The 25,545-nt window shown below is 45.0% G+C and carries 28 protein-coding genes, 1 riboswitch and 1 other annotated feature; of the genes, 12 read left to right on the forward strand and 16 right to left on the reverse strand.

Annotation, left to right across the window (positions count from 1 at the left end):
• Nucleotides 1-159 precede the first annotated feature (159 nt).
• Both ACE4RR_RS18250 and ACE4RR_RS18255 read right to left on the reverse strand, forming a co-directional pair.
• The gene (locus ACE4RR_RS18250) at nt 160-1,776 is read right to left on the reverse strand and encodes a putative polysaccharide biosynthesis protein (protein WP_375536885.1); all 1,617 of its coding nucleotides are present in this window, start codon (nt 1,774-1,776) and stop codon (nt 160-162) included.
• A 107-nt stretch (nt 1,777-1,883) separates the two neighbouring features.
• The gene (locus ACE4RR_RS18255) at nt 1,884-2,288 is read right to left on the reverse strand and encodes a secondary thiamine-phosphate synthase enzyme YjbQ (protein ID WP_375536886.1); all 405 of its coding nucleotides are present in this window, start codon (nt 2,286-2,288) and stop codon (nt 1,884-1,886) included.
• A 111-nt stretch (nt 2,289-2,399) separates the two neighbouring features.
• Here ACE4RR_RS18255 and ACE4RR_RS18260 point away from each other — a divergent pair, with 111 nt between their 5' ends.
• The gene (locus tag ACE4RR_RS18260) at nt 2,400-3,662 is read left to right on the forward strand and encodes a BaiN/RdsA family NAD(P)/FAD-dependent oxidoreductase (protein WP_375536887.1); all 1,263 of its coding nucleotides are present in this window, start codon (nt 2,400-2,402) and stop codon (nt 3,660-3,662) included.
• A 331-nt stretch (nt 3,663-3,993) separates the two neighbouring features.
• Here the strand turns inward: ACE4RR_RS18260 and leuS are convergent, their stop codons facing one another.
• Nucleotides 3,994-6,411: a leucine--tRNA ligase gene (leuS, locus tag ACE4RR_RS18265; protein ID WP_375536888.1), complete on the reverse strand. Its 2,418-nt coding sequence runs from the start codon at nt 6,409-6,411 to the stop codon at nt 3,994-3,996.
• Between the two features lie 84 nt (nt 6,412-6,495).
• Nucleotides 6,496-6,725: a binding site (T-box leader), on the reverse strand.
• Between the two features lie 195 nt (nt 6,726-6,920).
• Between leuS and mnmL the strand changes: the two genes are divergently transcribed.
• The 4 genes from mnmL (at nt 6,921) to ACE4RR_RS18285 (ending at nt 9,717) form a co-directional block, all read left to right on the forward strand.
• Nucleotides 6,921-7,892 (forward strand): tRNA modification radical SAM protein MnmL/YtqA, encoded by a 972-nt coding sequence (mnmL, locus tag ACE4RR_RS18270; RefSeq protein ID WP_375536889.1) that lies wholly within the window; start codon nt 6,921-6,923, stop codon nt 7,890-7,892.
• Nucleotides 7,889-8,461 (forward strand): tRNA 5-(aminomethyl)-2-thiouridylate-methyltransferase MnmM, encoded by a 573-nt coding sequence (gene mnmM / locus ACE4RR_RS18275; protein WP_375536890.1) that lies wholly within the window; start codon nt 7,889-7,891, stop codon nt 8,459-8,461. The genes mnmL and mnmM overlap by 4 nt, the downstream gene beginning before the upstream one ends.
• 118 nt (nt 8,462-8,579) lie before the next feature.
• On the forward strand, nt 8,580-9,062 hold the full coding sequence (locus ACE4RR_RS18280) for a divergent PAP2 family protein (protein WP_375536891.1): 483 nt from the start codon (nt 8,580-8,582) through the stop codon (nt 9,060-9,062).
• 100 nt (nt 9,063-9,162) lie between these two features.
• Entirely contained in the window at nt 9,163-9,717 is a 555-nt protein-coding gene (locus ACE4RR_RS18285; protein WP_375536892.1) for a beta-class carbonic anhydrase, read from the forward strand.
• 256 nt (nt 9,718-9,973) lie between these two features.
• Here ACE4RR_RS18285 and ACE4RR_RS18290 read toward each other — a convergent pair whose 3' ends face one another.
• The 3 genes from ACE4RR_RS18290 to ACE4RR_RS18300 are packed head-to-tail and all read right to left on the reverse strand — an operon-like array spanning nt 9,974 to nt 12,383.
• Nucleotides 9,974-10,522 (reverse strand): hypothetical protein, encoded by a 549-nt coding sequence (locus tag ACE4RR_RS18290; protein WP_375536893.1) that lies wholly within the window; start codon nt 10,520-10,522, stop codon nt 9,974-9,976.
• Nucleotides 10,509-11,573, reverse strand: coding sequence for a tetraprenyl-beta-curcumene synthase family protein (locus ACE4RR_RS18295; protein ID WP_375536894.1), 1,065 nt, complete (start codon nt 11,571-11,573; stop codon nt 10,509-10,511). The genes ACE4RR_RS18290 and ACE4RR_RS18295 overlap by 14 nt, the downstream gene beginning before the upstream one ends.
• Before the next feature lie 30 nt (nt 11,574-11,603).
• Nucleotides 11,604-12,383 carry an alpha/beta hydrolase gene (locus tag ACE4RR_RS18300; RefSeq protein ID WP_375536895.1) on the reverse strand — a complete coding sequence of 260 codons (780 nt, stop codon included), beginning with the start codon at nt 12,381-12,383 and terminating at the stop codon, nt 11,604-11,606.
• 124 nt (nt 12,384-12,507) lie between these two features.
• On the opposite strand from ACE4RR_RS18300, the gene ACE4RR_RS18305 reads away from it, so the two are divergent.
• Nucleotides 12,508-13,020, forward strand: coding sequence for a gamma carbonic anhydrase (locus ACE4RR_RS18305; protein WP_375536896.1), 513 nt, complete (start codon nt 12,508-12,510; stop codon nt 13,018-13,020).
• Between the two features lie 164 nt (nt 13,021-13,184).
• On the opposite strand, the gene ACE4RR_RS18310 is transcribed toward ACE4RR_RS18305, so the two are convergent.
• The gene (locus ACE4RR_RS18310; protein ID WP_375536897.1) at nt 13,185-13,316 is read right to left on the reverse strand and encodes a hypothetical protein; all 132 of its coding nucleotides are present in this window, start codon (nt 13,314-13,316) and stop codon (nt 13,185-13,187) included.
• Nucleotides 13,317-13,481: 165 nt separating this feature from the next.
• On the opposite strand from ACE4RR_RS18310, the gene ACE4RR_RS18315 reads away from it, so the two are divergent.
• Nucleotides 13,482-14,381, forward strand: coding sequence for a helix-turn-helix domain-containing protein (locus tag ACE4RR_RS18315; protein ID WP_375536898.1), 900 nt, complete (start codon nt 13,482-13,484; stop codon nt 14,379-14,381).
• Nucleotides 14,382-14,551: 170 nt separating this feature from the next.
• Here ACE4RR_RS18315 and metK read toward each other — a convergent pair whose 3' ends face one another.
• Both metK and ACE4RR_RS18325 read right to left on the reverse strand, forming a co-directional pair.
• Nucleotides 14,552-15,751, reverse strand: coding sequence for a methionine adenosyltransferase (metK, locus tag ACE4RR_RS18320; protein ID WP_375536909.1), 1,200 nt, complete (start codon nt 15,749-15,751; stop codon nt 14,552-14,554).
• 160 nt (nt 15,752-15,911) lie between these two features.
• A riboswitch (SAM riboswitch) is annotated at nt 15,912-16,028 on the reverse strand.
• Nucleotides 16,029-16,094: 66 nt separating this feature from the next.
• Nucleotides 16,095-16,487: a thiol-disulfide oxidoreductase DCC family protein gene (locus ACE4RR_RS18325; protein ID WP_375536910.1), complete on the reverse strand. Its 393-nt coding sequence runs from the start codon at nt 16,485-16,487 to the stop codon at nt 16,095-16,097.
• A 286-nt stretch (nt 16,488-16,773) separates the two neighbouring features.
• Between ACE4RR_RS18325 and pckA the strand changes: the two genes are divergently transcribed.
• Nucleotides 16,774-18,375, forward strand: a complete 1,602-nt coding sequence (gene pckA, locus ACE4RR_RS18330; RefSeq protein ID WP_375536899.1) for a phosphoenolpyruvate carboxykinase (ATP) — start codon at nt 16,774-16,776, stop codon at nt 18,373-18,375.
• Nucleotides 18,376-18,601: 226 nt separating this feature from the next.
• On the opposite strand, the gene ACE4RR_RS18335 is transcribed toward pckA, so the two are convergent.
• On the reverse strand, nt 18,602-19,363 hold the full coding sequence (locus tag ACE4RR_RS18335; protein ID WP_375536900.1) for an alpha/beta hydrolase family protein: 762 nt from the start codon (nt 19,361-19,363) through the stop codon (nt 18,602-18,604).
• A gap of 91 nt (nt 19,364-19,454) precedes the next feature.
• Here ACE4RR_RS18335 and ACE4RR_RS18340 point away from each other — a divergent pair, with 91 nt between their 5' ends.
• The 3 genes from ACE4RR_RS18340 to ACE4RR_RS18350 are packed head-to-tail and all read left to right on the forward strand — an operon-like array spanning nt 19,455 to nt 22,030.
• Nucleotides 19,455-20,462, forward strand: coding sequence for an ABC transporter substrate-binding protein (locus tag ACE4RR_RS18340; RefSeq protein WP_375536911.1), 1,008 nt, complete (start codon nt 19,455-19,457; stop codon nt 20,460-20,462).
• 7 nt (nt 20,463-20,469) lie between these two features.
• Entirely contained in the window at nt 20,470-21,249 is a 780-nt protein-coding gene (locus ACE4RR_RS18345) for an ABC transporter ATP-binding protein (protein WP_375536901.1), read from the forward strand.
• Nucleotides 21,221-22,030 carry an ABC transporter permease gene (locus ACE4RR_RS18350; protein WP_375536902.1) on the forward strand — a complete coding sequence of 270 codons (810 nt, stop codon included), beginning with the start codon at nt 21,221-21,223 and terminating at the stop codon, nt 22,028-22,030. The genes ACE4RR_RS18345 and ACE4RR_RS18350 overlap by 29 nt, the downstream gene beginning before the upstream one ends.
• A gap of 80 nt (nt 22,031-22,110) precedes the next feature.
• On the opposite strand, the gene ytkD is transcribed toward ACE4RR_RS18350, so the two are convergent.
• The 5 genes from ytkD to ACE4RR_RS18375 all read right to left on the reverse strand — a co-directional run bounded on the left by ytkD (nt 22,111) and on the right by ACE4RR_RS18375 (nt 24,921).
• On the reverse strand, nt 22,111-22,602 hold the full coding sequence (gene ytkD / locus ACE4RR_RS18355) for an RNA deprotection pyrophosphohydrolase (protein ID WP_375536903.1): 492 nt from the start codon (nt 22,600-22,602) through the stop codon (nt 22,111-22,113).
• Between the two features lie 100 nt (nt 22,603-22,702).
• Nucleotides 22,703-23,176, reverse strand: a complete 474-nt coding sequence (locus ACE4RR_RS18360) for a YwpF family protein (protein WP_375536904.1) — start codon at nt 23,174-23,176, stop codon at nt 22,703-22,705.
• A gap of 114 nt (nt 23,177-23,290) precedes the next feature.
• The gene (locus ACE4RR_RS18365) at nt 23,291-23,434 is read right to left on the reverse strand and encodes a hypothetical protein (RefSeq protein WP_375536905.1); all 144 of its coding nucleotides are present in this window, start codon (nt 23,432-23,434) and stop codon (nt 23,291-23,293) included.
• A 71-nt stretch (nt 23,435-23,505) separates the two neighbouring features.
• The gene (locus ACE4RR_RS18370; RefSeq protein ID WP_375536906.1) at nt 23,506-24,678 is read right to left on the reverse strand and encodes a MalY/PatB family protein; all 1,173 of its coding nucleotides are present in this window, start codon (nt 24,676-24,678) and stop codon (nt 23,506-23,508) included.
• 18 nt (nt 24,679-24,696) lie between these two features.
• Nucleotides 24,697-24,921 (reverse strand): hypothetical protein, encoded by a 225-nt coding sequence (locus tag ACE4RR_RS18375; protein WP_375536907.1) that lies wholly within the window; start codon nt 24,919-24,921, stop codon nt 24,697-24,699.
• Between the two features lie 315 nt (nt 24,922-25,236).
• On the opposite strand from ACE4RR_RS18375, the gene ACE4RR_RS18380 reads away from it, so the two are divergent.
• Nucleotides 25,237-25,398, forward strand: coding sequence for a sporulation histidine kinase inhibitor Sda (locus ACE4RR_RS18380; protein ID WP_375536908.1), 162 nt, complete (start codon nt 25,237-25,239; stop codon nt 25,396-25,398).
• Between the two features lie 50 nt (nt 25,399-25,448).
• Here the strand turns inward: ACE4RR_RS18380 and ACE4RR_RS18385 are convergent.
• On the reverse strand, nt 25,449-25,545 hold a 97-nt coding region (locus ACE4RR_RS18385; protein ID WP_375536912.1), incomplete at its 5' end, for an IS3 family transposase.

A 25,545-nucleotide genomic window follows, 5' to 3' on the forward strand; every position in this document is an offset into this window, starting at 1 on the left:
TGGAGTTACATAATGTCAATTTTCTAACAGCAGTCGCGGATAGAAACATAGTTTTCTCTATACCCCTCGACAGCAGGCAGCCTGCATATGAACGTATAAGATAGGTAATATTATACCACCTGCCTGAATTGGAAAAAAAGAGTCCTATCGTCTAAATGCTTATTTTTTAAATATCGAGAAACGACTCCCTAAAACCGTTCCGGCGAGACCACTCTTCACGCTTAGAATAAAATAAAGAGCCGCACCGACTGTCACACTGAAACATTCTACATAAAACGTGTGAAGCCAGCTGTTCATCGGAAACATGGTCAGTGCACCGGCTTGTACGATCCAGACCGCCCCTGCCATCACGGCTGTAAACGCTGTAATCACCAGCGTCCGCTTCATGATCGGTTTATAATCAAAATTGGCAAACTTTCCAATCGCCCACACATTCCAGGCAATTGCTGCTCCATAGCCAAGCGCTGTGCTGAGGCTTCCGCCCGCAGGACCAATCAAAAAGACAAGCCCGTAAGCCGAGATGATTTTTAATGCAAAGCCGATGATCAGTGACATGACCGCGTACCGCTGTCTGTTCATTCCCTGAAGAACGGCTGCTGTCACGGAAAATAAGGAAAAAAGTATCGCTGCAGGAGCGTAATACCGCAGAATGAAACCACCTGTTTCGACATCCTCCAGGCCAAAAAGCACGCCAAAGGTTGGGTAAGCTAGAATCGATAGACCTGCAGCTGCAGGAATCGATAAAAATAAGATAATCTGATACGTCTGTGTAATCTGTCGCTGAAGCTGATCCGTATCATTACTCGTAAAGGAGCGGGTGATTGTCGGTATTAACGTCACAGACATAGCTGTTGCCACTGCCACCGGTATTAAAATCAGCTTGTGCGCTGAGCCGGCAAACGAGCCGTAAGCAATCTCCGCCTCCTGCTGTGTATATCCGGTCTGAATTAAGGCATTATTAAAGGTAAACAAATCGACCATTTGAAAAATGGGGATTGCCAGCCCGACAAAAGAAAGCGGCAGTGCATAAGAAATCAATTCTTTATACATCGAGGAAAGCGGCAGCTTATGATCAACAGTACTCTGATCAAGCTGCTTTTGTATAAACTGTTTTCTTTTTTTCCAATAGTAAAGTAGTACGGCAATCGCACCAAGTCCCCCGATAAACGCTCCGAACGTGGCGAACCCTATCGCCGTCCCGAGTTCTCCGTCCCATATGTACAAGATTGCAAACGTGAGAGATAAAATAAACGCAATCCGCACAATCTGTTCGATCACCTGCGAGACAGCAGTTGGCCCCATCGATTGAAAGCCTTGGAAATATCCGCGTGTGACTGACATGGCCGGTATTAATAATAGGGCCACGCTGACCATGCGGATCGTAAAAATAATGTCATTCATCGAGTTTCCATTGAGATCACTCGGATCACGAATAATCCATCCTGCAATCACCGGGGCAAAGCTGAACAGTATCAAAAATGCCAAAAAGCCGGAAATTGTCATGATGATCAGGCCGGAGCGGAAAAGACGGTGACCAGTCCTGTAATCTCCCAGCGCGTTATATTTCGATACAAATTTAGAAACAGCCATCGGTACGCCGAGTGTGGCCAGGCTCAACAAAATCGTATACGGCTGATAGCCGTATTGATAGAGAGCCAGACCCTGCTGCCCGACCATAGCCACAAACGGGAAAACATAAATCATTCCGAGAAATTTAGATAAAAACGTGGCCAATGATAAGATCATTGTCCCCCGTAAAAATTTAGAGTCAGCCATACCTTCATCTCCAGTTGCTGTCAAAATCCATCCTAGGGAATTTTACCATACTGAGCACAGATAATCTCCCTTTCCATAAAGAAGGCATGCTACAGTTTTGTGAAATTTCATGCATCACTTGCACCTTTCAAGTACATTGTACGGGTGCGCGGCCCGTCAAATTCGCAAAAATAAACGCCCTGCCAGGTGCCAAGCACCAGATCATTATTCTCTACAATCAATGTCTGCTGAGTACCGACTGTACTTGCTTTTAAATGCGAAGCAGAGTTTCCTTCTGCATGACGGTATTTTTCATGGCTCCACGGGTATACTTCATCGAGGCGCATCAGCATATCATGCTTGACATCGGGATCGGCATTTTCATTTACGGTGATTCCGGCTGTCGTATGTGGGGAATAAACAACCACAACTCCATGTTCCAGTCCTTCCTCCTGAAGGAATGTACGAATCTGATCGGTTACATCAATCATTTCATCGCGCTGGTTTGTTTTTATATTCAATTTCCTAAGCATTCTTATCTCCTCCATGTTTGATATACTTAATAGCTGTCGAACACTTTCCCTGTTTTCTTTTGAAGAAAACACAGCAGGAAGACAGGTTATATAGGAAAGGAACAGATAAAAATGAATTATGATGTCATTATCATAGGCGGCGGCCCGGCCGGTCTAATGGCGGCAATTGCTGCCTCAGAGCACGGCGCCCGCACGCTTATTGTAGATAAAGGGAAAAAACTGGGACGAAAACTTGCGATTTCCGGGGGCGGGCGCTGTAATGTCACCAACCGCATGGACCAAAAACAATTAATTGAGCATATCCCTGGGAACGGAAGATTTATGTACAGCCCCTTTTCCATATTCAACAATGAGGACATTATTTCCTTTTTTGAAGGACTTGGCATCGATCTAAAGGAAGAGGACATGGGACGTATGTTTCCAGTTAACGATAAAGCTATCACTGTGGTGAAAACACTGCTCGACAAGATGAAAGAACTCGGTGTAGAAACCAGGCTGGAGACGAAGGTGTCTTCACTGGATTTCAATGAAGGGCAAGTAGCCGGGATTACATTAGAGAATGGAGAAAAACTCGAAGCAGCTGCGGTGATTATTGCGACCGGAGGAAAATCAGTGCCTCACACTGGGAGCACCGGCGACGGGTATCCGTGGGCCAAATCGGCAGGCCATACAATAACAGAGCTTTACCCTACCGAAGTCCCCATTACCTCCAAAGAAGTTTTTATTCAGCAAAAAAAGCTGCAGGGTTTGTCGCTGCAGCACGTTTCCCTTTCTGTGTTCAATCCAAAAGGCAGGCATATCAAAACACATACAGGAGATATGATTTTTACTCATTTTGGCATCTCTGGACCGATTGCCCTGCGTTGCAGTCAGTACGTCGTGAAGGCTTTAAAAAAATTTAAAACAAAACAATTACCGATGGCCATTAATTTATTCCCCGACAAAAATCAGGAAAGCTTATTCCAAGAGCTCATCCAGCTAAAAAAGCAAACCGGTGCAAAAGCTGCCAAAAATGCACTCAAAGGGCAGGCACCGGAACGGCTGCTTCACTTTTACATGGATAAAGCCGGCATCCCTCTCAATAAAAGTATGAATGAGCTTTCTAATGACACGCTGAGGCAGCTTGCTGAGCTTCTTACTGATTTTCGGTTTGAGGTAAATGGAACGCTTTCGATAGAAGAAGCATTCGTAACAGGCGGTGGGGTATCAATCAAAGAAATTCATCCTAAGCGTATGGAATCGAAGCAGACCAAAGGATTATTTTTCTGTGGAGAAATATTAGATATTCATGGATATACCGGTGGATTTAATATTACCTGCGCCTTTTCAACCGGCTACACCGCCGGCAGGGCGGCGGCTCAGCCGGAGGACTAAGATTATGCACAGGTTGTGGATAAGGCCAACGTTTTTCTGTGGATAATTACCCCTTTTACATTAGGGATTATTAGATATCAACACAGTCCCTGTTAATAAGTACCCCTCTTACCCACAGAGTTATCCACATTATTTAACTTTTTTTGGTGTGAATGCCTCCCGGCAGAAAGAACACTGCCTGCAGCGTCTTGAGACTCGTGCTGTTCCTCGACGCACAGGACGTGGCCGGTTTTAATCGACCATTCTGTGCACATAAAAATGGAGTCAGGATTGAATTCATCCTCACTCCATTTTCTTATTGTAAAGAACTTTTGATGCAGCCCCATTTTCATTAATTTGCGACAATATTTACCAGCTTACCTGGCACTGCAATGACTTTCCGGATGGTCTTGCCTTCCATCTCTTCTTTAATTTTTTCGTTTTCCCTGGCGATTTCCTCCATGGCTTCCTTGGAAGCGTCTTTTGGAACGACCGCTTTGGAACGGACTTTGCCATTCACCTGAATAACAATTTCTACTTCATCCTCGACGAGCACGGATTCATCATGCACTGGCCACGCTTCATAAGCGATGGTACCGGTATGACCAAGAATTTCCCACAGCTCTTCCGTAACATGCGGTGCAACAGGTGAGAGCATTTTCACAAAGCCTTCTATAAACTCTTTCGGCAGGTGCTGCTGCCGATAAGCTTCATTGACAAATACCATCAACTGACTGATTCCTGTATTAAAACGAAGGTTTGTAAATTCAGTTGATACCTTCTTAACGGTCTGGTGATACGTCCGTTTCAGCTCAGCACTGCTCTCAGCACTTCCAATATAAGACTGCTGTTTATGCTCACTGTCTACAATCAATCTCCACACCCTGTCGAGGAAACGCCGCGCCCCGTCAAGCCCATTTTCAGACCATGCAATAGAGGCATCAAGCGGCCCCATAAACATTTCATATAAGCGCAGCGTATCAGCACCGTGTGATTGTACAATATCATCCGGGTTAACCACGTTTCCTTTTGATTTACTCATTTTTTCATTGTTCTCACCAAGAATCATTCCCTGGTTATACAATCTTTTGAAAGGTTCTTTTGTCGGCACAATTCCAATATCATACAATACTTTATGCCAAAAGCGGGCGTAAAGCAGATGCAGAACGGCATGCTCTGCCCCGCCGATATAAATATCTACAGGCAGCCAGCGCTTCACTTTTTCCGGATCTGCGAGCGATTCTTTGTTGTCCGGATCAATGTAGCGGATATAATACCAGCAGCTTCCTGCCCACTGCGGCATTGTGTTTGTTTCGCGGCGGCCCTTCATTCCTGTTTTCGGATCGGTAATCTCAAGCCAGGCCGTATTATTGGCAAGCGGGGACTCCCCGGTTCCGGAAGGTTTAAACTCTTCCATTTCCGGCAGCATCAGCGGCAGTTCTTCCTCTGGTACCGGGCTCATTGTGCCATCTTCCCAGTGAATGACGGGGATTGGTTCGCCCCAATAACGCTGGCGGCTGAACAGCCAATCGCGCAGCCGGTAAGTTATCTGCTTTGTGCCCTTCCCGCTATCATCAAGATATTCAATCATTTTATTAATGGCATCAGCAGTGTGCAGCCCATTCAAAAAGTCAGAATTCACATGCGGACCGTCACCGGTGAAAGCTTCTTTATTAATGTTTCCGCCTTCGACCACTTCAACAATTGGCAGATCAAATTTTCCAGCAAATTCGAAATCTCTTTCGTCGTGTGCAGGCACCGCCATGATTGCGCCGCTTCCATAGCTGACAAGCACGTAGTCAGCAATCCAGATTGGCAGCTTCATGCCATTTACAGGATTGATCGCATATGCACCGGTAAAAACTCCCGTCTTTTCCTTCGAAAGCTCCGTACGCTCCAAATCACTTTTCGTAGAAACCTCTTTCTTATATGCTTCAACCGCTTGTTTCTGATCCTCTGTAACTATATCATTGACCAGCTCATGCTCGGGAGCAAATACACAGTATGTCGCACCAAACAGCGTATCCGGGCGGGTAGTAAATACGGTAAAGGTCTTCTCTGAATCCTCTATTCCAAAATGAACATCTGCCCCTTCAGAGCGTCCGATCCAATTTCGCTGCATATCCTTAATGCTTTCCGGCCAGTCGAGCTCCTCCAAATCCTCCAGCAGCCGATCTGCATACTCAGTGATTCTTAGCATCCACTGCTTCATCGGGCGCCGTTCGACCGGGTGGCCGCCGCGTTCACTGACTCCGTCAATTACTTCTTCGTTGGCAAGCACCGTCCCAAGAGCCGGGCACCAATTAACCGGTACTTCATCGATATAAGCAAGATCCTTCTTAAATAGCTGCAGAAAGATCCATTGTGTCCACTTATAATAATCAGGATCGGTCGTATTAATTTCCCGGTCCCAGTCATATGAGAAGCCGAGCGATTTGATTTGGTTTTTGAATGTTTCAATGTTTGCCTGTGTAAATTCGCGGGGATGCTTTCCGGTGTCGAGCGCAAACTGCTCCGCAGGAAGCCCGAAGGCATCCCACCCCATTGGATGAAGCACGTTGTAGCCCTGCATGCGTTTCATCCTTGATAAAATATCAGTCGCTGTATAGCCCTCCGGATGCCCGACATGCAGGCCTGAGCCGGATGGATAAGGAAACATGTCGAGAGCATAAAAGTCCTCTCCATCCGATGTATCATCTGTTTTAAACGTTTTATTTTCTTCCCAGTACTTCTGCCATTTTTTCTCTATATCCTTATGTGAAAATGCCATAAGCATGCAGCCTCCTTGTGATTGATCTTATATTATGGAGCAGGTGGTTTTTTCCATGAAAAAACTCCCATCCCCGGTATTGCCTAAAGGGACGAGAGTTTGTTATGTAAACGATTCCCGCGGTACCACCCTGATTGGCGTACAATAAGCACACCCGCTCCTGCATCCGTAACGTGGACAAAACGGCAGAAAATACTATTCTGTTCATTTCTGCAACTGTAAGGGGAGTTCACGAATGTCTTCGGCTGACTTGCACCACCGTCTGCTCTCTGTGACCCGACGTATCCGTTACTGGTCCTTCTCATTGTTGATCGCTTTACTATTCGGTTTTCGCACTTCCTATATTAATACTTGATATTTTATGGATTTCTGCGCCCAATGTCAAGGTTCCACGGGTCAAAGCAACCTTTTTCACCAATAGTTTCATTGGATGCGGAAGTTGGGGTTTTGAGCTGTAACATGCTAAAATACGAGAGAAATAGATGTTTTCAATTGAAGGAGAGATTTACATGTCTCAGACCAGCAGCGCATCTTCGCCAGTTATGTGGGGAGAAAAACGCTACCATACATGGAATTACCACCTTAGAGAAACCTTTGGTGAAAAGATATTTAAGATACCGCTCGATGCAGGCTTTGACTGTCCGAACCGGGACGGAAACGTTGCATCCGGCGGCTGTACCTTTTGTTCAGAACGGGGCTCCGGTGATTTTGCCGGGGACAGAAAAGATGATCTCGTTACTCAATTTCATACGATAAAAAACCGAATGCATCAAAAATGGAAAAAAGGAAAGTATATCGGATATTTTCAGGCATTCAGCAATACCTATGCACCTGTTGAGGAGCTGCGGGAGCTGTTTGAGGTTATACTTCAGCAGGAAGATGTCGTCGGACTCGCCATCGCGACACGCCCTGACTGCCTCCCGGAGGAGGTTGTTGACTATTTAGCTGAACTGAATCAGCGCACGTACCTGTGGGTCGAGCTCGGCCTGCAGACCGTCCATGAACGCACGGCCATGATTATTAACCGCGCTCATGATTATCAATGCTACGTCGATGGTGTTAATAAGCTCCGCAGACATGGAATCCGAGTTTGTTCGCATGTCATTAACGGGCTTCCACTTGAAACTAATGACATGATGAAGGAAACGGTTGAGGAAGTAGCAAAGCTCGATGTTCAGGGGATAAAAATTCATCTGCTGCATTTATTAAAACGTACTCCAATGGTCAAGCAATACGAAAAAGGAATGGTCGATCTAATGAATAAGGACGATTATGTACGGCTTGTCGCTGACCAGCTCGAGATTCTGCCCCCTGAAATGATTATTCACCGTCTCACCGGTGATGCCCCGTCTGAGCTGATGGTCGGGCCGATGTGGAGCATGAACAAATGGGAAGTCCTAAACGCAATTGATGATGAATTAAAACGCAGAAACAGCTGGCAGGGTAAATATTACGAGACGAAGGCTGCGGCGGCTAAATGATTCTGCCGGGTATTTTACCTTTCGCCCGCCAGCTTCTTGCGTCAGCACTGCAGCCTGGAGATACAGCAGTTGATGGAACCGCCGGCAACGGCCATGACACGCTGTTTCTTGCAGAACTCGCAGGGAACTCCGGCCGCGTGTATGCATTTGATATCCAGGCAGAAGCAATCGAAAATACGCGAAGACTCCTTCAGGCAAAAGACCAGTTGTCGCAGGTCTCCCTTTTTCAAATAGGGCACGAGCAGGCGGCATCCGTTATACCACCGGAAGAATTCTCAAATGTGAAAGCGGCGGTGTTCAACCTCGGTTACTTGCCGGGCAGTGATAAATCTATTACTACGCACTCAGAGTCCACCCTGGCAGCTGTAAAAATACTGCTAGACCGTATGCCAGCCGGGGGCTTGATTGTGCTCGTGATTTATCATGGCCATGTCGAAGGCAGACAGGAAAAACAAGCCGTGGAAGCATATGCAGAATCACTCGACCAGAAAAAGGTGCAGGTGCTCCGTTATGGTTTTATTAACCAGGTAAATCGCCCACCTTTTATTATCGCTCTCGAAAAAAAATAAATCGCTCCACTCAGAACATAGGAACGTTTTTTAAGATTAATACGCAATCTCTGTGGGTAAAATATAAACGACATTATGTTACATAATTAATGCATTGAACCCAAGAATATTAAATGAGGTGGAGCGAATGAACCGAGGAATCGTTACAGCATTATCAGGTATCAGTATTGCCCAGGGATTGAAAGTCCTTACTCATAAGCGCTTGACAGGGAATTGGGACTGGCGGCCGCTCCTTCAAACCGGGGGCATGCCGAGCTCTCACTCTGCAGGGGTTTCCTCGCTGGCTGCCTACGTGGCTGCGAACAAAGGGACGACTTCGATAGAAACTGCTCTTGCCGTGGTGTTTGGTGCCATAGTCATGTATGATGCTCAGGGGATCCGCCGCCATACCGGTGAAATTGCCAAACTCGTGAATGATCTTGATGATAACATTGAAATCATTTCCGGTGATTACCCCGATATCAGCTATGTCAGGCAGGACAAAGAGCTGAAGGAGCTCCTCGGCCATCAGCCTGCAGAGGTTGCCGGCGGCGCCCTGCTTGGAGCACTCCTTGGCTTTGCAAGCGCCAGAATTGAGGACCGGAAAGAAGCGAGAGCATAACAGGCTTTCGCTTTTTTTTATGACTGCCCACTTGACTTTTTTTCAACAATTACAGAAGCTATATATATAGATACATAACTAACAGAGGAGAGAAAAGAATATGTCAGTAATTGAATCCATATTGGAACATAACCAGCAATTTGTAAAAAACAAAGAATATGAAAAGTTCGAAACTACCAAATTCCCTGATAAAAAACTTGTCATATTAACCTGCATGGACACACGCTTGATCGAGCTGCTCCCTCATGCAATGAACCTTTCGAACGGCGACGCAAAAGTGATTAAAAATGCCGGCGCGGTAATATCGCATCCGTTTGGCAGTGTCATGCGGAGCATACTTGTAGCTCTGTATGAACTGCAGGCAGAGGAAGTGGCTGTTGTCGGCCATTATGGATGCGGAATGACCGGCATGCACTCCGGGCCAATTCTTGAAAAAGCCAAGCAGCAGGGCGTGACGGAAGAGCAGATTCAAGCGCTCGAATACACTGGAGTGTCGATTGATTCGTGGCTAAAGGGCTTTGACAATGTCGAGGATAACGTACGAAACAGCGTTGATATCATCAGGCGCCACCCGCTGCTTCCGAAAAATACCCCGGTGCACGGCCTGGTAATATCCCCGGAAACCGGTGAATTGACAGTAATTGATAAAGAGTAATTAGTATATTTAAGTAAATCGCAATCTCCCTGAAAGACGCTTTTTGGTCTGTGAGGCGTACGATGTGCCAGCGTATCCATCCCCGGGAGATCGACCTAAGGTGACGGTCAATAAACTGCGCAGGGCTGCCCGCAGCCCCGCATCGTTGCCCGGGAAGATACCACAGTCCGGAGGAGTTCTACAGCTGAACATCGAAGCTGTTAATAACTATAGCGTCGTTTCATTAATAACTTTAGCTGCTCCTATTAGAGGTGAATTATTTAACTCTCTTTATCATCTGCCTCATAGCTCCTAAATGATACGTAGAATGGGCTAACGCTGCTAAAAGATTATCAGTCGCAGCAGAATTAAGATTTCGGTCTTCACTAATGTGTTCAATCATTTTCATGTACTCCCGCTGAAGTCCTTTTTTTATTTGATCCCATTCATCTTTTGCCACCGTTCCAACTTCCCAACTTTCATCCCAATTGAGATCAGGTGTCTTTCCCTCCAATAGTTGGTTGTTTGCCCACAAATAGTAACGTGTATGATCCGTATGAGCGGCAATTGTCACCCCTTCTACAGGGACGGAAGCTTCCTCGGCGCTTAACGGATCAATAGTACCAAATAATCCACTACCTGGCTTTGATTCAGTGAACCAACTCCAATTTCCCTGGTTTCCTTCAAAAGTTTCACTTAGTAATTTTTTGATTCCTTCATTCTTCATATCATCACCCTTCCTTATATTTGTTTTATTCACCAGTCTGGCCATAGTCATGGCATCTCTTCCTGCTTCCAGATACCAAACCGCACTATTTAGCTTCACGCCTGTAAATCCAGGAATTCAAATAGAAAAAAGCAGTCGGAATTCCGCCAAATCGGATAAAGTGCTTTGCAGTTTTTTTCATTTCCGGATCTGTCTGCACCTTTTCATCCGCAAGGTAAATCGCAATTACACCGCTGATAATAGCGCGGTGAAACTTTGCATCCGGCAGCGTCTTCACACGCTCCTCCGCTTCTTTCTTTATATGGTTAATCCGATTAATCATATCCTGCTCACTTGGAAAGCAGGCACAGAAATTGAGCTCGTCGTCGGCAATGTCCTCTTCCTGATCAATAAAATAATCAAGAAGTATATGAAGACCCTGCACATAGGGAAAATAGCTGTTTTTAATCGCCAGCGCCTGCATGTTGGCAAGGTGGCTGCGAGAAGCGTAAGCAGCCAAAGTATAAATGCCGAGTGTGGAGCCTGTCGCAGCTGAAAATTCATACCAGCGCAAATCTCCTTCATACTGGTCGCTGGTCTCTTCATACCATTCTTTTAATCGTGGTTCTCTTTCAATCTTCACCACATGCTTATGAATCTGAAGGCCGCTGTAATATTGAGCGAGCTCCTTCATCTCCAGCTGTGCTGCATCAAACCCTGGAAAAGTACGAAGCAGACTCTGGCACTCCGTAACAAGTTCTTTCAAATAACCTCCGTCGTCCGGGCTGCCCCTGAACCTGTAGTAATTTTCCGGCTCAGCACCTGGCGTGAGTGCTTGAGTAAGGGCGGTGTGAAGTGCTTCAAAATCATCCGGGTCACTGGCACCGAATTTATCACAAAGACCGTCCAGATAATCACAAATTATCTGATACGCGACAATAAAACGGAGCAGACTGCTGCGTATTTCCTTTCTGGTGAGGAGCGCATAAACGCCGCCTCCTTCACAGTGAAAGGCCTTGGATTCTATTTCTTCAAGCGCCTGCTCCCGCAGCTCCTGATCCGGTATCAACTCCGCTTTTTTCTTCCATTCGCCGAGGATATCATGAACTTCCGGCACAATATCCCGGTGTATGTAATACATCATTAACCATGGCTTCGTTGCAACTTTCAATCGAGATCCTCCTATACAAAATGTATCAGATTAAATACGCTGGTTTATAAAATTCATCATAAACCTGAAAACCATTTCTCTTTCCGGTTCGTTAAATAATTCATGATAAAGTCCCTTCCATTCTTTCATGGATCTGTCGGATGTTTCAAGGCGGTTAAACCAGCGATGGGCTGCATACTGATCAACAATAAGGTCGCGGCCTGCCTGCAATACGAGCAGTGGTACATTGGGGAATCTGTCTGCTTCATGGAGGCTGATTTTCATCGCCTTCAGCATTTCCTGATACCACCGCGCCGTTACCGTCGATAAATTCAGTTCATCTTCCTGATAAGCGAGCCTTGCTTCCGGACTGCGTGTGATTTTTTCCGCCTTAATGCCCGTTTTTCCGCTGAATCCGGGCGAGAGACGGTGCATTATTTTTGTAGTGAATTCAGCTGTTCTGCCCGGGTACTCATACAATCCAAAACATGGAGAAGAGAGCACGACGCCCCGCACCGGCATATGCTTTTCCATTAAAGAACGAACTGTAATTAATCCTCCCATGCTGTGACCGAATAAATATACCGGCAGCTCATAGGAAGCGGCCTCTTTATACCAGGCATAAACCATGTCTATGTATTGGTCAAATGAATCAATATGTCCGCGCTTTCCACGTGTCCGTCCATGGCCCGGCAGGTCTCCGGCGACTACATGAAAACGCTGCTTTACCATTTGTTTAATAATCCATTCATAACGGCCATGATGCTCTGCTGCCCCATGTACGATTACCATCGTTCCTCTTGCTCTGTCCGACATCCAATTTTTCATCATTCGATCTCTTCCCTGCCTTTCTCTTTCGCTGCTGCCAAAAGGCGATTATCCTATTCATTTTACTACTTTTTTTGCTAAACTTACATCAAACAGAAAAAAATATTGTGAATTCTGGAGGGCTCTCATGATTTATCCATATAAAGGAAAAAAACCAGACATTGCCGAATCTGCATTTATCGCTGACTATGTAACCATTTCAGGAGATGTCACCATTGGGGAGGAATCGAGTGTGTGGTTTAATACATCCATCCGCGGGGACGTCGCCCCAACAATGATTGGAAGCCGTGTTAATATTCAGGACAACTCAGTTCTTCATCAAAGCCCAAAAAATCCACTTATCATAGAGGACGATGTAACCGTTGGGCATATGGTAATTTTACACAGCGCCATTATACGCAAAAATGCTCTGATCGGCATGGGAGCAACCATTCTTGACGGAGCAGAAATCGGTGAAGGGGCATTTATCGGTGCGGGAAGCCTTGTGCCAGGCGGAAAAGTCATTCCACCCCATACGCTGGCTTTCGGCCGCCCTGCTAAAGTGGTCAGACAGCTCAATGAAGAAGACCTAGCAGAAATGAAAAGAATCCGCGAAGAATATGTGGAAAAAGGTCAGTATTACAAAAGCATGCAGAAATAGAGCTCATGCGGCAGAAAATACGGTTTATCGCCGTATTTTTTTATTGAAACTAAAATCTGTCCAAAAAATAGTGAACTTATGTTAAATATTAGTACACAACATTTCTCCATTATTCGATCCGTAAAAAAAATAAGCCTGTCCGGCTTATAAATTGTTTACCTTTATTAATGTTTATGTGGCAGATCCAGTGTCGTAAATCCTCCGCTGACTTCTTGTCCAGCTTGAAAACTACCGGCTCCGAAAACAACGGCAAGACTCAGAAATAACGCGGTAAAGATTAATTTTGATTTTTTCACTCTGGGTCACCTCCCATATGATAGACCCAGTATATAAGAGGAGGAAAAAGCTTGCGTTCGGCATATTTCCCCATTTTTTTCAAGGATTCTGTTATTTTCTGCTTCCTACTTTTCTAATCTTCGTATAAAATAATTATAAGCATACTATAAGGAGGGCGGATGGAAATGGATTTTTCGAGAGTTGGAAAGAAAATACATGAGCTTCGCCGGTATCACCGCATGACCCAGTCAGATCTTGCCCGTGATATTTGTACGCAGGCCCAGGTCAGTAAAATTGAAAATGGAACTATTATCCCGTATTCAAATACGTTATTTCAAATTGCAGAACGTCTTGGCGCCGACATGTATTATTTCTTTGAGGAAGCTCGTACTGACAGAGCTGATTATGTAGAAGAGGTGTTTGAAAGACTAAGAGACCTTCGTTTTCAGCAAAAGTATGAAGAGATAAGAGAAATTCTGATTCATGAAAAGAAAAATCCATTGTTCCAGCCCGGCTATTACAAGCAGTATATGCTCTGGCACGAAAGTATTTGTGTGTTTCATCTGGACCGTGAACTCAAACGTGCGCTCCAATTAATCCAAGAAGCGCTTGAAGCGGACGAAAGTACGGTATTTACAGAGCGCAAAGGCGAAATGATGAATACAAAGGCCATCTTTTATGATTTAACAAATAATTATCATCAGGCCTCTATCATATGTGAAGAAGCATTATCGCGCCTGCGCAAATTAAAACGCATAAAAAATCCCTCTATTGAACTTCGCTTAATTTACACATTAACGAAAGCACTCACGAATCAAAAGAAATATCAGAGCTCTGCCTTCTGGTGTGAAAAAGGAATCAAGCGCTGCATTGAAACAAACAGTATGTATGTGTTTGGGGAACTTCTCTACCAAAAAGGCAGAAATTTAATTTTTCTCGACAAGCATAAAGAAGGAATAAAAAGCTGGAAAAAAGCACTGGCTATTTTTGAAGTTACCAATCAAAAGCCTCTAGCTAACATCGTAAATAAAGAAATGGAACAACTCCGCGATTCCGGCAAATTTCAGGATGAAATTTATGAATAGGATATAATCAGGCTCGTGTGCTGGATGCGGACAGGAGATCCGTTATTCTTTCAAAATTTGCTTTCCTTCCTTGCGAAGCCATACATGCCTGAGCTTTTCTTAAACTATGATTTTACTCTCTTAAAGTATAAAAAAGGATGGCGGAGCTCCGCCATCCTTTTTCTACTATATTATTTCTGCTCTGATGCCAGCTGTTTTAAAAGTTCCGCTTTGTCTGTAGCTTCCCACGGCAGTTCAATATCTGTCCTGCCAAAATGGCCGTAAGCCGCCGTCTGTTTATAAATTGGACGGCGCAGATCAAGCATTTTTATAATGCCGGCCGGTCGGAGATCAAAATTCTCCCGAACCAGGTCGACGAGCTGGTCCTCTGGAAGCTTGCCGGTACCAAAAGTGGCGATGGAAATAGAAACAGGACTCGCCACCCCGATCGCATAGGCTACCTGAACCTCGCATTTGTCTGCCAGGCCTGCTGCTACAATATTTTTTGCAACGTAGCGGGCAGCATACGACGCAGAACGGTCTACTTTAGTAGCGTCCTTGCCGGAAAAAGCACCACCGCCGTGACGCGCATAGCCGCCATAGGTATCAACAATAATTTTCCTGCCCGTCAGTCCTGCATCCCCCTGCGGACCGCCGATGACAAACCGGCCGGTAGGGTTAATGAAGTACTTCGTCTCCGAATCCAGGAGATGCTCGGGAACAACCGGATCAATGACATGTTCTTTAAGGTCAAGATCGATTTGTTCCAATGTCGCATCGGCATGGTGCTGAGCCGAGATAACAATTGTATCGATACGGATAGGATTTCCATCACTATCATACTCCACTGTCACCTGGGTCTTTCCATCCGGGCGCAGGTAAGGGACGATTTCCTTTTTACGGACCTCGGTCAACCTTCTTGCAAGCTTATGGGATAGAGAGATCGGCAGCGGCATTAATTCCTCTGTTTCGTTATCCGCATAACCAAACATTAACCCCTGATCCCCTGCGCCGATTTCATCTATTTCCGCCTCGCTCATATGCCCTTCTCTTGCTTCGAGAGCACGGTCGACCCCCTGGGCAATATCGGCAGATTGTTCATCAATCGATGTAAGTACGGAGCATGTTTCAAAATCAAAGCCGTATTTCGCCCGCGTATACCCGATATCCTTTAATGTATCACGGACAATCTTGGGGATATCTGCATACGTAGAAGTGGTAATCTCCCCTGTTACAAGTACGAGTCCCGTGTTCACCGTGGTTTCGCAGGCCACACGGGCATTCGGATCTTCCTTTAAAATTTCATCAAGGATCGCATCGGAAATTTGGTCACATATTTTATCCGGATGTCCTTCAGTTACTGATTCTGATGTAAATAATCTGCGTCCAATTGATTGCACGTTTTGCAGCCTCCTTTTGCCGAATTATAGTACGGCACTCATTCCCTGAGTCAATTTCTTTGAAGACGAGAAGGAGATTTATGCGGAAACATAAAAAACCCCCGATTCCTATGGCGAGGAAAAGGAGGTTCTACCCGTTCACCTTTTTCGCCTCTTATCTTCCAAGACGCTATCCGTCTCTCCAGGTTAGCACCTCTTCATCATTTTGCATTGATGAATGGTTGCCGGGCTTCACAGGGCCTGTCCCTCCGCCAACTCGGGATAAGAGTATCCGTTATGCGACATATCATATCGCAGTTTCTGTGTCTGTGTCAAATATAACAGATTATGAGGGCTATTCATGAATGCTGCAGGCGCCGGTTTCACACGTACGGCCAAACCATTGATAGCGGTTTTTGGCCAAATATTGATATATGATTCTGCCCGCTGTGTCTGCTCCCGGCAGGCGGAACAGCGGAGTAATTATCCTGCTTGCCGGAAAAACCTGCATCATTCTTTTAATAGAAGCAAACCCTGTATATAAATAGGTTTCGTCAACAAGCAGGTGCATTTCCTTTTGAATACGATCCTGTTCGAGAAAAGGGAACTCTTCAAGAATGGATGGATTTTGGATGGAATGCCATTCTAACTCATAATTCTTATCCAATTTTTCAATTTGATGTTTCGTTTTTTGGCACAAAGCACAGTTTCCGTCATAGAAAACAAAATAAGAATGATTTTTTTTCATCACAGTAAAGAATCCTCCTTCCCTTTTCAACTCCATTTTATCACGGCATCGATTTTAAAGAAAAACCTGCAATCTCGCCATTTTCAAAAGCCGAAAGCCTAAACTAAATTTAAGTCCATGAAAAGGCGAATAACTAATCAACAAAATCATCAAATTAGTATAGACTATTAGAATAAATGTGTTATACTAATTCATAATTAAACGTAATAAAGCCTCCCAATAAACGAATATGATGGAATGAAGGTGCTTTATTAAAACTTTTTTGCAAAGAAGGGGTTATGCCGCCATGACGACAATGAACTTTTCTGCTGAACTTTCAAACCTGTTGAAAGGGAAGAACATTGATAAAAATCTCCCGGTATCTCGATTAGTTGAAAAATCTTTAATGCGCCGGGAAGGCGTGTTAACCTCAAACGGAGCACTGAGTGTCAATACTGGAAAATATACTGGCCGCTCCCCGAAGGATAAATTTATTGTTGATGAAAAATCCGTGAGTGATCAAATTAACTGGGGCGCTGTGAATCAGCCGATCAGCAAAAAATCATTTTCCGGCTTGTACAGCAAAGTGCTCGCTCATCTTCAGGAAAAGGATGAGCTGTTTGTGAGCAATGGTTATGCAGGTGCAGATGCGTCATACCGTTTATCTCTTAATGTCGTTAACGAGTATGCCTGGCACAATCTGTTTGCCCGCCAGCTGTTTATCCGCCCTGATTCTCTCGAAAATACAACGGAGGACGCTGACTTCACAATTATATATGCTCCGACTTTCCAGGCGGACCCTTCTGAGGACGGGACGAACTCGGAAACCTTTATTATCATTTCATTTGAAGAACGTATCGTCTTAATTGGCGGCACAGAGTACGCAGGTGAAATGAAAAAATCGATATTTTCTGTAATGAATTATATGCTTCCGCAAAGGGACGTACTCTCCATGCACTGCTCTGCCAATGTCGGCGAAGAAGGAGATACTGCATTGTTTTTTGGACTCTCTGGAACAGGCAAAACAACTTTATCCGCTGATCCAACTCGTTACTTGATTGGTGATGATGAGCATGCGTGGTCCAACAACGGCGTTTTCAATATTGAAGGCGGCTGCTACGCAAAATGCATTAATCTCTCATACAAGAAAGAACCGCAGATCTGGGACGCTATCCGGTTTGGCTCTGTGCTTGAGAATGTGCATATTGAAGAAAAAACCGGCCTGCCGAATTATGATAATACAGAGCTGACAGAAAATACGAGAGCTGCCTACCCGCTCGAGAATATCCCAAATGCTCTCGTTCCAAGTGAAGCCGGACACCCGAATACGATCATTTTCTTAACCGCAGATGCATTCGGTGTCCTGCCTCCGATCAGCAAGCTTTCAAAGGAACAGGCCATGTATCATTTTCTGAGCGGGTACACGAGTAAGCTTGCCGGTACGGAACGTGGTATTACCGAGCCGGAAGCTACGTTCTCCACCTGCTTTGGTTCTCCATTCCTTCCGCTCCATGCTTCACGCTATGCGGAAATGCTCGGTGAAAAAATCATGCAGCACAATGTGAATGTATTTCTAGTAAACACCGGCTGGTCCGGCGGTCCTTACGGGGTGGGAGAACGCATGCACCTTCCTTACACACGCGCAATGATTCAGGCCGCGCTGCAAGGGGAGCTTGATGAAGTCGAAACGGTTATTGATCCTATTTTCGGCCTGCCGATCCCGATCCATTGCCCAGGTGTTCCAGACGATGTCATGCAGCCAAAACAGACATGGAAAGACCCGGCAGCATATGACCAAAAAGCGTGGGAGCTGGCTGAGCAATTCCGGCTTAATTTTGAAAAATTTGACGACGTGTCTGATTACATCAAAGAAGCTGGTCCCGCTTTTTTGACAGCTAAAGCAGAGTAATAGCCAGCAGTCCCTGCAAATACTAATAAGAACCGGGCTGACCCCAAAAGATTACCTTTTGAGGGCAGCCCTTTTTTATATTAAATTTAATTGGACTAATGGCGACAAAAAACTGGAAAGTTACTGATAAAGCGGTATGCTGAGGCGATGCCTTCGAAAAAAGCGCGGTCAGCTTGATGAACCAAGTACTTCGGACAGCCAGTGCCGGTTCTCCGGACACTTCTTTTTATTGCTGCTCATTCATCCACTTGACCACTTCCGTGAGAACCTTCTCTTTTAGAGAATAAGGAAAATGGTGAGGCATACCCTCGTAAATTTTTTTCTCAAACGGAACCTCATGCTGCTTTAATACTTCTGCCAGTCTTTCAGCATGTGCTGCAGATACATGCTCATCCTTTTCACCGTGCACTATAAACACAGGAGCACGCAGCTTATTTATCGTAAATAAAGGGGTTCTCCACTCATATTCCTCTTTTCGGTTTGCAGGAGTACCTCCTGTGACCCGCCTGAGCATTCTCCGCAGATCCGGTCTTTCCTCGTACGTTAACGACATGTCAGATACACCACTCCAGCACACCACCGAAGTAACCGGCCTATCCATTGCTGTAAATAACGCCATCACTCCTCCACGCGAAAAGCCCATCACATGAATAGGCTGCGACTGTACTTGCTTTAGTTCAGACAGTAAGTCATATCCTGCAAGGGCATCCTCACGGTCCTCTCCTGCAAAATCCTCACTGCCATGCCCTCCTTTGTTTCCTCTATAGTAAGGTGCGAACACGACAAATCCACGAGAGCACAGCTCTATCACAAACTCTTCACTGACCATGCCAACATGCTTAATCCCGCCACGTAAATAGAGCAGACCCGGGGCGTGACTGATGCCCTCTGGCACTCCGAGACATCCTTTCACGACAAAAGGGCCGCTTTTGTAGGCAGCTTCATAAATACTGATTCTATTTTTCGCATAACATTTTCTAATTTTCATGAGAGGCTCCTTGCCGTATGAATAGTATGCACCAATAAACAAGCCTACTGCATAAGATATTGCATCAGCAGGAGCGGAGAGGAGAATGACTATGAGAAAAAAAGGCAGACTGTTCCTGTCCATGTTCTTTATATTTTGTTTATGTATGATTTCTGCCTGTGGGCAGCAAGGAGAGGAGCAGGCTGAAATCCGGATCAGTGAGGTAACGCGTTCCATCTTTTATGCTCCCCTGTACGCAGCCATCGAAGAAGGATTTTTTGAAGATGAAAATCTTTCCATCGATCTTACCACAGCCTGGGGTGGAGATAAAACGATGACAGCTTTACTGTCAGATGGCGCTGACATCGCCCTTGTCGGCGCGGAAACATCTGTTTATGTAAATGCACAGAATCCCGCTGACGACATCATTAATTTTGCCATGCTCACACAAAGCGACGGAACCTTCCTGATTTCCAGAGAACCGAACGAAGACTTTGAATGGAGTGACCTGGAAGGTAGTTCGTTTCTTGGACAGCGAAAGGGCGGGATGCCGCAGATGACGGGCGAATTTGTGCTGAAAAATCATGGCATTGATCCAGCGGGTGATCTTAATTTGATTCAAAACGTTGACTATGCCAATATTCCAGGCGCCTTCGCATCTGGAACAGGCGATTATGTTCAGCTTTTCGAACCACAGGCTTCTCAGTTTGAAAAAGAGGGACTCGGTCATATTGTAGCTTCCTTCGGAGAAGAATCCGGTCCTGTTCCTTACACTGTATTCATGGCCAAAGATGGATATCTTCAAGATCAATCCGATGAAGTAGAACGCTTTACCCGCGCCATTTACAAGGCGCAGCAATGGGTGTATAACTCAGAAGCAGAAGAGGTCGCCGCCTCCATCGCTCCATGGTTCGAGGATACACCACAGGAAATAATCGCCTCCTCAATAGAGCGTTACAAAGAACAGGAGTCCTATGCAAAAACCCCGTATCTGCCGGAAGAAGCCTGGAATAACCTTCTGGACATTATGGAGGAAGCAGGAGAACTGCCAGAAAGGTCCGATTATAACCGGTACGTTGATTTAGAAGTGGCAGATCAAGTGACCGGTACACAGGAGTGAATGTAATATGCTTTCATTGAGAAACGTGGATAAAGTGTATGTCACAATGACGGAAGCGGCAGAAGCTGTTTCCGGCATTTCTTTCGATGTGCAGCAAGGAGAATTTGTTTCTCTGATCGGTCCAAGCGGATGTGGAAAAACTACTATTTTATCTATGATTGCCGGATTGATGGTGCCAACTAAAGGTGAAATTCTGCTGCACGGGAATACAGTAAAAGGACCAAGCAGGCAGACCGGATATATGCTGCAGCAGGATTATTTATTTCCGTGGCTGACCATTCAACAAAATGCGGAGCTTGGCCTGCGGGTAAGCGGTGCACTGACCAGCTCAGTAAAAGAACACGTTCAAGAGCTTCTTGTGCAAATGAAGCTGAAGGACAGAGCCAAGTCTTATCCGGCAGAACTTTCCGGCGGCATGCGGCAGCGGGCTGCACTCGTCCGGGTTCTCGCCACCGATCCCTCCCTGCTCTTACTCGATGAACCGTTCTCCGCTCTTGACTATCAAACGAAGCTGAAGCTCGAGGATCTAGTATCCACCACCTTAAAAAAGCATCAAAAAACAGCGGTTCTTGTGACACACGATATCGGGGAGGCTATTGCGATGTCTGATCGAATCTATCTTCTTTCAAGTCGGCCTGGGCGGCTTTTCCAAACATTTTCTGTCCCAGACAATATTAGGGCAAAAAAGCCGTTGGAGGCACGAAATGACGCAGGCTTCCAAGCACTCTTTCAGCAAATATGGAAGGAGCTTGAGAACGTTGAAAACGAACATGCAAACTCTCCATGACGCTTACCTGCACCGTCGCAGAAAAGAAAAACACAAGGTGACTGCCTGTCAGCTTATGTTTCTCATCTCATTTTTTGCTTGCTGGGAAACAGCCAGCAGACTGCACTGGATTGATCCGCTGATTTTCAGCATGCCTTCCCGTGTAGCTAGGCTGATAGCTGAGAAGACGGCTGATGGATCTCTTTTAAGTCATACCACCGTTACCCTGACCGAGACGCTTTCAGGATTTTTACTCGGTACCGTGGCAGGCACATTAATAGCTGCCTGTCTGTGGTGGATCCCATTTCTCTCCAGAGTTCTGGATCCATATTTAGTCGTTCTTAATTCCATGCCGAAGGTGGCACTTGGCCCGATTGTCATTGTGGCGCTCGGACCGGGTATGTACTCGATCATTGCGATGGGGTTTTTGTTATCGGTGGTGATCACGACCATAGTCGTCTATCACGCATTTAAACAGGTGGACCCTAACTACCTCAAGGTGCTGCAGACACTCGGGGCTTCCAAACGCCAGGTCTTCCGGCTCGCCGTATGGCCTGCTTCATTACCTTCCGTTCTCTCTACCTTGAAAGTCAATGTCGGCCTTGCGTGGGTAGGGGTCATTGTCGGGGAATTTCTCGTGGCAAAAAAGGGGCTCGGTTATTTAATAATCTATGGCTTTCAAGTCTTTCAATTCCAGCAGGTCATGATGAGCCTGATTGTGATTGCCGTACTCGCCACGGTGATGTATAAAATTATCGAAGCATTAGAAGAAAAGCTGATCGGGCATTATGACAGAAAATAATCGTTGCAGCTGCTTATCGCCTGATAAGGCGTTAAGCTTTTTTGCCTGTTGGGACCTCTGGCGGCAAGAAAGGATTTTCATTATCCTTGCTCTTCTATCCAGCCTTTCTCTCTGATGAGCTGCAGCGACCGGGACAGAACCTCATCTTTCATCACAAAAGAATATTCTTCATGCGCGCGGCAGTTCTCCGGAAGCTTATTTAACAGCAGCGGCCCTTTCGTTTCCATATAGTTATCTTTTTTAATCAGCTCTTTTATTCTTGCAAAAAAAACATTTTTAACGACCGTTTCGGCTTTACCGTACACGATGTACTGGCCAAGCTGATAAATATCGTTGACCTTGGCACCTGTTTCTTCCCAAATTTCACGGATGGCAGCGTCCTCCGGGGTTTCGCCGTTTTCTATTTTTCCGCCTGGAAATTCATACCCCCGACGTGGATGCTTTGTTAAAAGCCACTGATCCTTATAAAGACATATTGCCCAGACATGGCCGGGCTTTTTGAACTCGGACGACTCGCTGAATGTTAATTCAACTTCGTTACGATAATAATCATAAAAAGTATATTTTCCCATCATTATCTTCCTCAATTTAATACAAACTTTTACTGTACCATTAGTTCCCTATTCAAGAAGAATTCAATCACGAATAGAAAAATTCTGCGCCCGGGATTTATTAACCTTGTCCGGCCTGTTTATATAAATTTTCTGCGATCTTCTTCGACCAGCCCCTCTGGTCTGTTTTTCTCTTACTGAACTCTTTTAACAGCTCTTCACCAGACCGGCCTTCCTTAATTAAATTTTCTAGCAGCATCGTGGATATATCGTCCTTACCTGCCGCCATTTTTGCATCAATCATGACACTCAGGTTGCTGTTTAACTCAAGAATATCACGGATAGTACCCTTCATCATAGCCGGTTCGTTCTCGGGATGAGTAATGACCACCTCAAAAATGAGGAGTGTTTCAGCCTGCTTCCACGCAGAAAATGCGGCTAAATGTTCCGTTTTAATGACCGCTTCAAGCAGCCAGGAACCATCATCTTCTTCTCGATTGATTATAAGGCCCTCGATAACTGGAACGTCTTTTAATTCAATGGATTTCTCTTCTTCAATAAAGAATTGAAGAGAACGCAGCCGGAAGGTTTTCATTGCTTCATCCTCCTTGATCTAATCGTATTTGCGAATATATTTAATCAAAACAATTACTTGGAAAAAGAAAAACCGCCAGTCTGCGGTCATAGGTGGCGGTCTTTCTCTTATTTGTTATGAAAGGGAATTACAGCCTTCTATATTTTCGTGCTTTTCTGCCAGCCATACGATGAATTGGAGTTCACTACCTGTCAACGGTCGATTCAATTGCTGTTCAAATTCTTTAGAAAGGGCTTCACACACATTGTTTTTCCCCATAACTTAGACTCCCTTTTATCCTATAATCAAATCCTGATTCTATTATACATTTTATTCGATAAAAAAGGGTATTATTCCTGCATATTTAAGTAAGCTTTCTGCAGTCGGTTCAGTCCTTCTTCGACATTCGCCCGCGGGCAGGCAACATTAATCCGTACAAATCCTGCTCCTTCTCTTCCGAAAATATGTCCATCACTTAATGCCAGTTTTCCTTCCTGGCGCAGCCAATCCTGCTGTTCTGATGCGGACATCTTTAACCGGCGCATATCAATCCAGATCAGATACGTCCCTTCAGGTTCGATCACTTCCATTTCCGGCATATTTTTATCTATAAAGCTTTTCACATAGCTGACATTGCCCCGCACATATTCAAGCATTTCCTCGAGCCACTCTTCACCATCACGGTAAGCTGCTTCCGCGGCAACAGTAGCAAACGGATTATCAATTTCCACAAAGTTTCTTTTTAAATGCTCTTCATACGCTTTTTGTGAATCTTCATTTTCAAACACAACATAAGAAAGCTGTAATGCTGCAAGGTTAAAGGTTTTGCTTGGTGCCATGCAGGTTATCGTTTCTATATTTCTTCCAGCCGCTGCAGACGCAAATGGAATATGCTTGCCTTTAAGAATTAAATCTGCATGAATTTCATCTGAAATAACCAGAACCCCGTATGTTTCACACAAGTCAGCAATTCTGTCGAGCTCTTCTTTTGTCCAGACACGGCCGATCGGATTATGAGGGCTGCAGAGGAGAAGAATTTTGGCGCCTTCTTTCATTTTCTGTTCAAGATCCTCAAGATCCACTGTAAATCCATCCGTGGTTTCCTTTAATGGATTGCGCAGAAGCTTTCTCTCGGTATACTCAATTAACGCGTAAAAAGGATAGTATACCGGAGGCTGGATAATGATACCGTCTCCTTTTTCTGTAAAGGTCTTAATAAGATGACTGATAGCTGGCACTACTCCTGGTGTATAGACAATCTGGTTGTTATTCACGTTCCATCCAAATCGCTTTTTAATCCAGGAGGTCGTCACTTCTCGAATGGATTCAGGTCTGCGGTGATAACCGAAGATGCCGTGCTCGGCCACTTCTTTTAAGGCATTAAGCACCGGCTGAGGCGCCTGAAAGTCCATATCAGCTACCCACATCGGCCATAAATCTGATGAACCATATCGTTCTGCTGTATGATCCCATTTCATTGAGTTAGTATTTTTACGATCATGTACTTTGTCAAATTGCATCATGTACTTCCTCCTGTAATCTTACGCACACGCGCTGATATTTTCCTTTCTTAGTTTAACATAAAAATAAGGCTCCGCCTTGTGCAGAACCTTTTCTGCAAGTACTGTTAAAATTGGAGCCATCTTATGCTCCCGGACCATCTCCGAGGCAGATTTTGCTTCAACAGTCAATCGCTTCTGGCGAACGCTTTCTACAGCGTTGGCTTCAGCCTCCCGGACGGCTGGCTCCCTGCGGGGATTACACATCAGAAAGTCCCTGCCAGTCAGAGAACGTGCTGGAATTGATATTCCCATCTAACGTGGCCGGTTTTCATATATCTTGAGTCGTCACAACCGAATGTTCTTGTTTTAATTTCAAAAACCATTATGAAATTATTCATAATTCTTATTACCTACATTTGTAACAACATTGAAATATAAATATTCATAAAGTAATAAAAAACGTTACTTTTGTTGTGTAATATTGTTGCACATTTAGTAGAAATAGTATATTATAAAATAAATCATGTTATCCGAGTTTTTACATCGATATTATCATCAAATGAGGGGGGGGCTTTAGGAATGCAGAAAATCAGCAATACCGTGCTGGCAGAAGCATACGAAAAAGCATTGGATTTAAAGCTAGACCCCGATTTTATATCTTTGCTCAGCTCTGAAATGCAGCGCCGCGGAATGGCTGTGAAACCACCTGCGGGTATGCAGCTCACTTCTGCTAATAAATAATTAATCAAAAAGCCCGGACAGGTAGTGAACCCCAAAAGTTAGAGTTTTTATTATGCAGCTGATTGGCTGGTTTGAGTTCGGTATTGTACCGGACTCAAACCAGCCAGTTTTTCTTTTATTCTTTCGTGATTATAGTAATCCATGTAC

The sequence above is a fragment of the Alteribacillus sp. HJP-4 genome (genome assembly GCF_042139015.1).
GTDB lineage: Bacteria > Bacillota > Bacilli > Bacillales > Marinococcaceae > JBHIKY01.

Bases quoted from the DNA above. Each gene is read 5' to 3' on its own strand.
- ACE4RR_RS18250 (WP_375536885.1), bottom strand. From the start codon at position 1,776: ATGGCTGACTCTAAATTTTTACGGGGGACAATGATCTTATCATTGGCC.
- ACE4RR_RS18255 (WP_375536886.1), bottom strand. From the start codon at position 2,288: ATGCTTAGGAAATTGAATATAAAAACAAACCAGCGCGATGAAATGATT.
- ACE4RR_RS18260 (WP_375536887.1), top strand. From the start codon at position 2,400: ATGAATTATGATGTCATTATCATAGGCGGCGGCCCGGCCGGTCTAATG.
- leuS (WP_375536888.1), bottom strand. From the start codon at position 6,411: ATGGCATTTTCACATAAGGATATAGAGAAAAAATGGCAGAAGTACTGG.
- mnmL (WP_375536889.1), top strand. From the start codon at position 6,921: ATGTCTCAGACCAGCAGCGCATCTTCGCCAGTTATGTGGGGAGAAAAA.
- mnmM (WP_375536890.1), top strand. From the start codon at position 7,889: ATGATTCTGCCGGGTATTTTACCTTTCGCCCGCCAGCTTCTTGCGTCA.
- ACE4RR_RS18285 (WP_375536892.1), top strand. From the start codon at position 9,163: ATGTCAGTAATTGAATCCATATTGGAACATAACCAGCAATTTGTAAAA.
- ACE4RR_RS18300 (WP_375536895.1), bottom strand. From the start codon at position 12,383: ATGATGAAAAATTGGATGTCGGACAGAGCAAGAGGAACGATGGTAATC.
- ACE4RR_RS18305 (WP_375536896.1), top strand. From the start codon at position 12,508: ATGATTTATCCATATAAAGGAAAAAAACCAGACATTGCCGAATCTGCA.
- ACE4RR_RS18315 (WP_375536898.1), top strand. From the start codon at position 13,482: ATGGATTTTTCGAGAGTTGGAAAGAAAATACATGAGCTTCGCCGGTAT.
- ACE4RR_RS18325 (WP_375536910.1), bottom strand. From the start codon at position 16,487: ATGAAAAAAAATCATTCTTATTTTGTTTTCTATGACGGAAACTGTGCT.
- pckA (WP_375536899.1), top strand. From the start codon at position 16,774: ATGACGACAATGAACTTTTCTGCTGAACTTTCAAACCTGTTGAAAGGG.
- ACE4RR_RS18335 (WP_375536900.1), bottom strand. From the start codon at position 19,363: ATGAAAATTAGAAAATGTTATGCGAAAAATAGAATCAGTATTTATGAA.
- ACE4RR_RS18340 (WP_375536911.1), top strand. From the start codon at position 19,455: ATGAGAAAAAAAGGCAGACTGTTCCTGTCCATGTTCTTTATATTTTGT.
- ACE4RR_RS18345 (WP_375536901.1), top strand. From the start codon at position 20,470: ATGCTTTCATTGAGAAACGTGGATAAAGTGTATGTCACAATGACGGAA.
- ytkD (WP_375536903.1), bottom strand. From the start codon at position 22,602: ATGGGAAAATATACTTTTTATGATTATTATCGTAACGAAGTTGAATTA.
- ACE4RR_RS18360 (WP_375536904.1), bottom strand. From the start codon at position 23,176: ATGAAAACCTTCCGGCTGCGTTCTCTTCAATTCTTTATTGAAGAAGAG.
- ACE4RR_RS18365 (WP_375536905.1), bottom strand. From the start codon at position 23,434: ATGGGGAAAAACAATGTGTGTGAAGCCCTTTCTAAAGAATTTGAACAG.
- ACE4RR_RS18370 (WP_375536906.1), bottom strand. From the start codon at position 24,678: ATGATGCAATTTGACAAAGTACATGATCGTAAAAATACTAACTCAATG.
- ACE4RR_RS18375 (WP_375536907.1), bottom strand. From the start codon at position 24,921: ATGTGTAATCCCCGCAGGGAGCCAGCCGTCCGGGAGGCTGAAGCCAAC.
- ACE4RR_RS18380 (WP_375536908.1), top strand. From the start codon at position 25,237: ATGCAGAAAATCAGCAATACCGTGCTGGCAGAAGCATACGAAAAAGCA.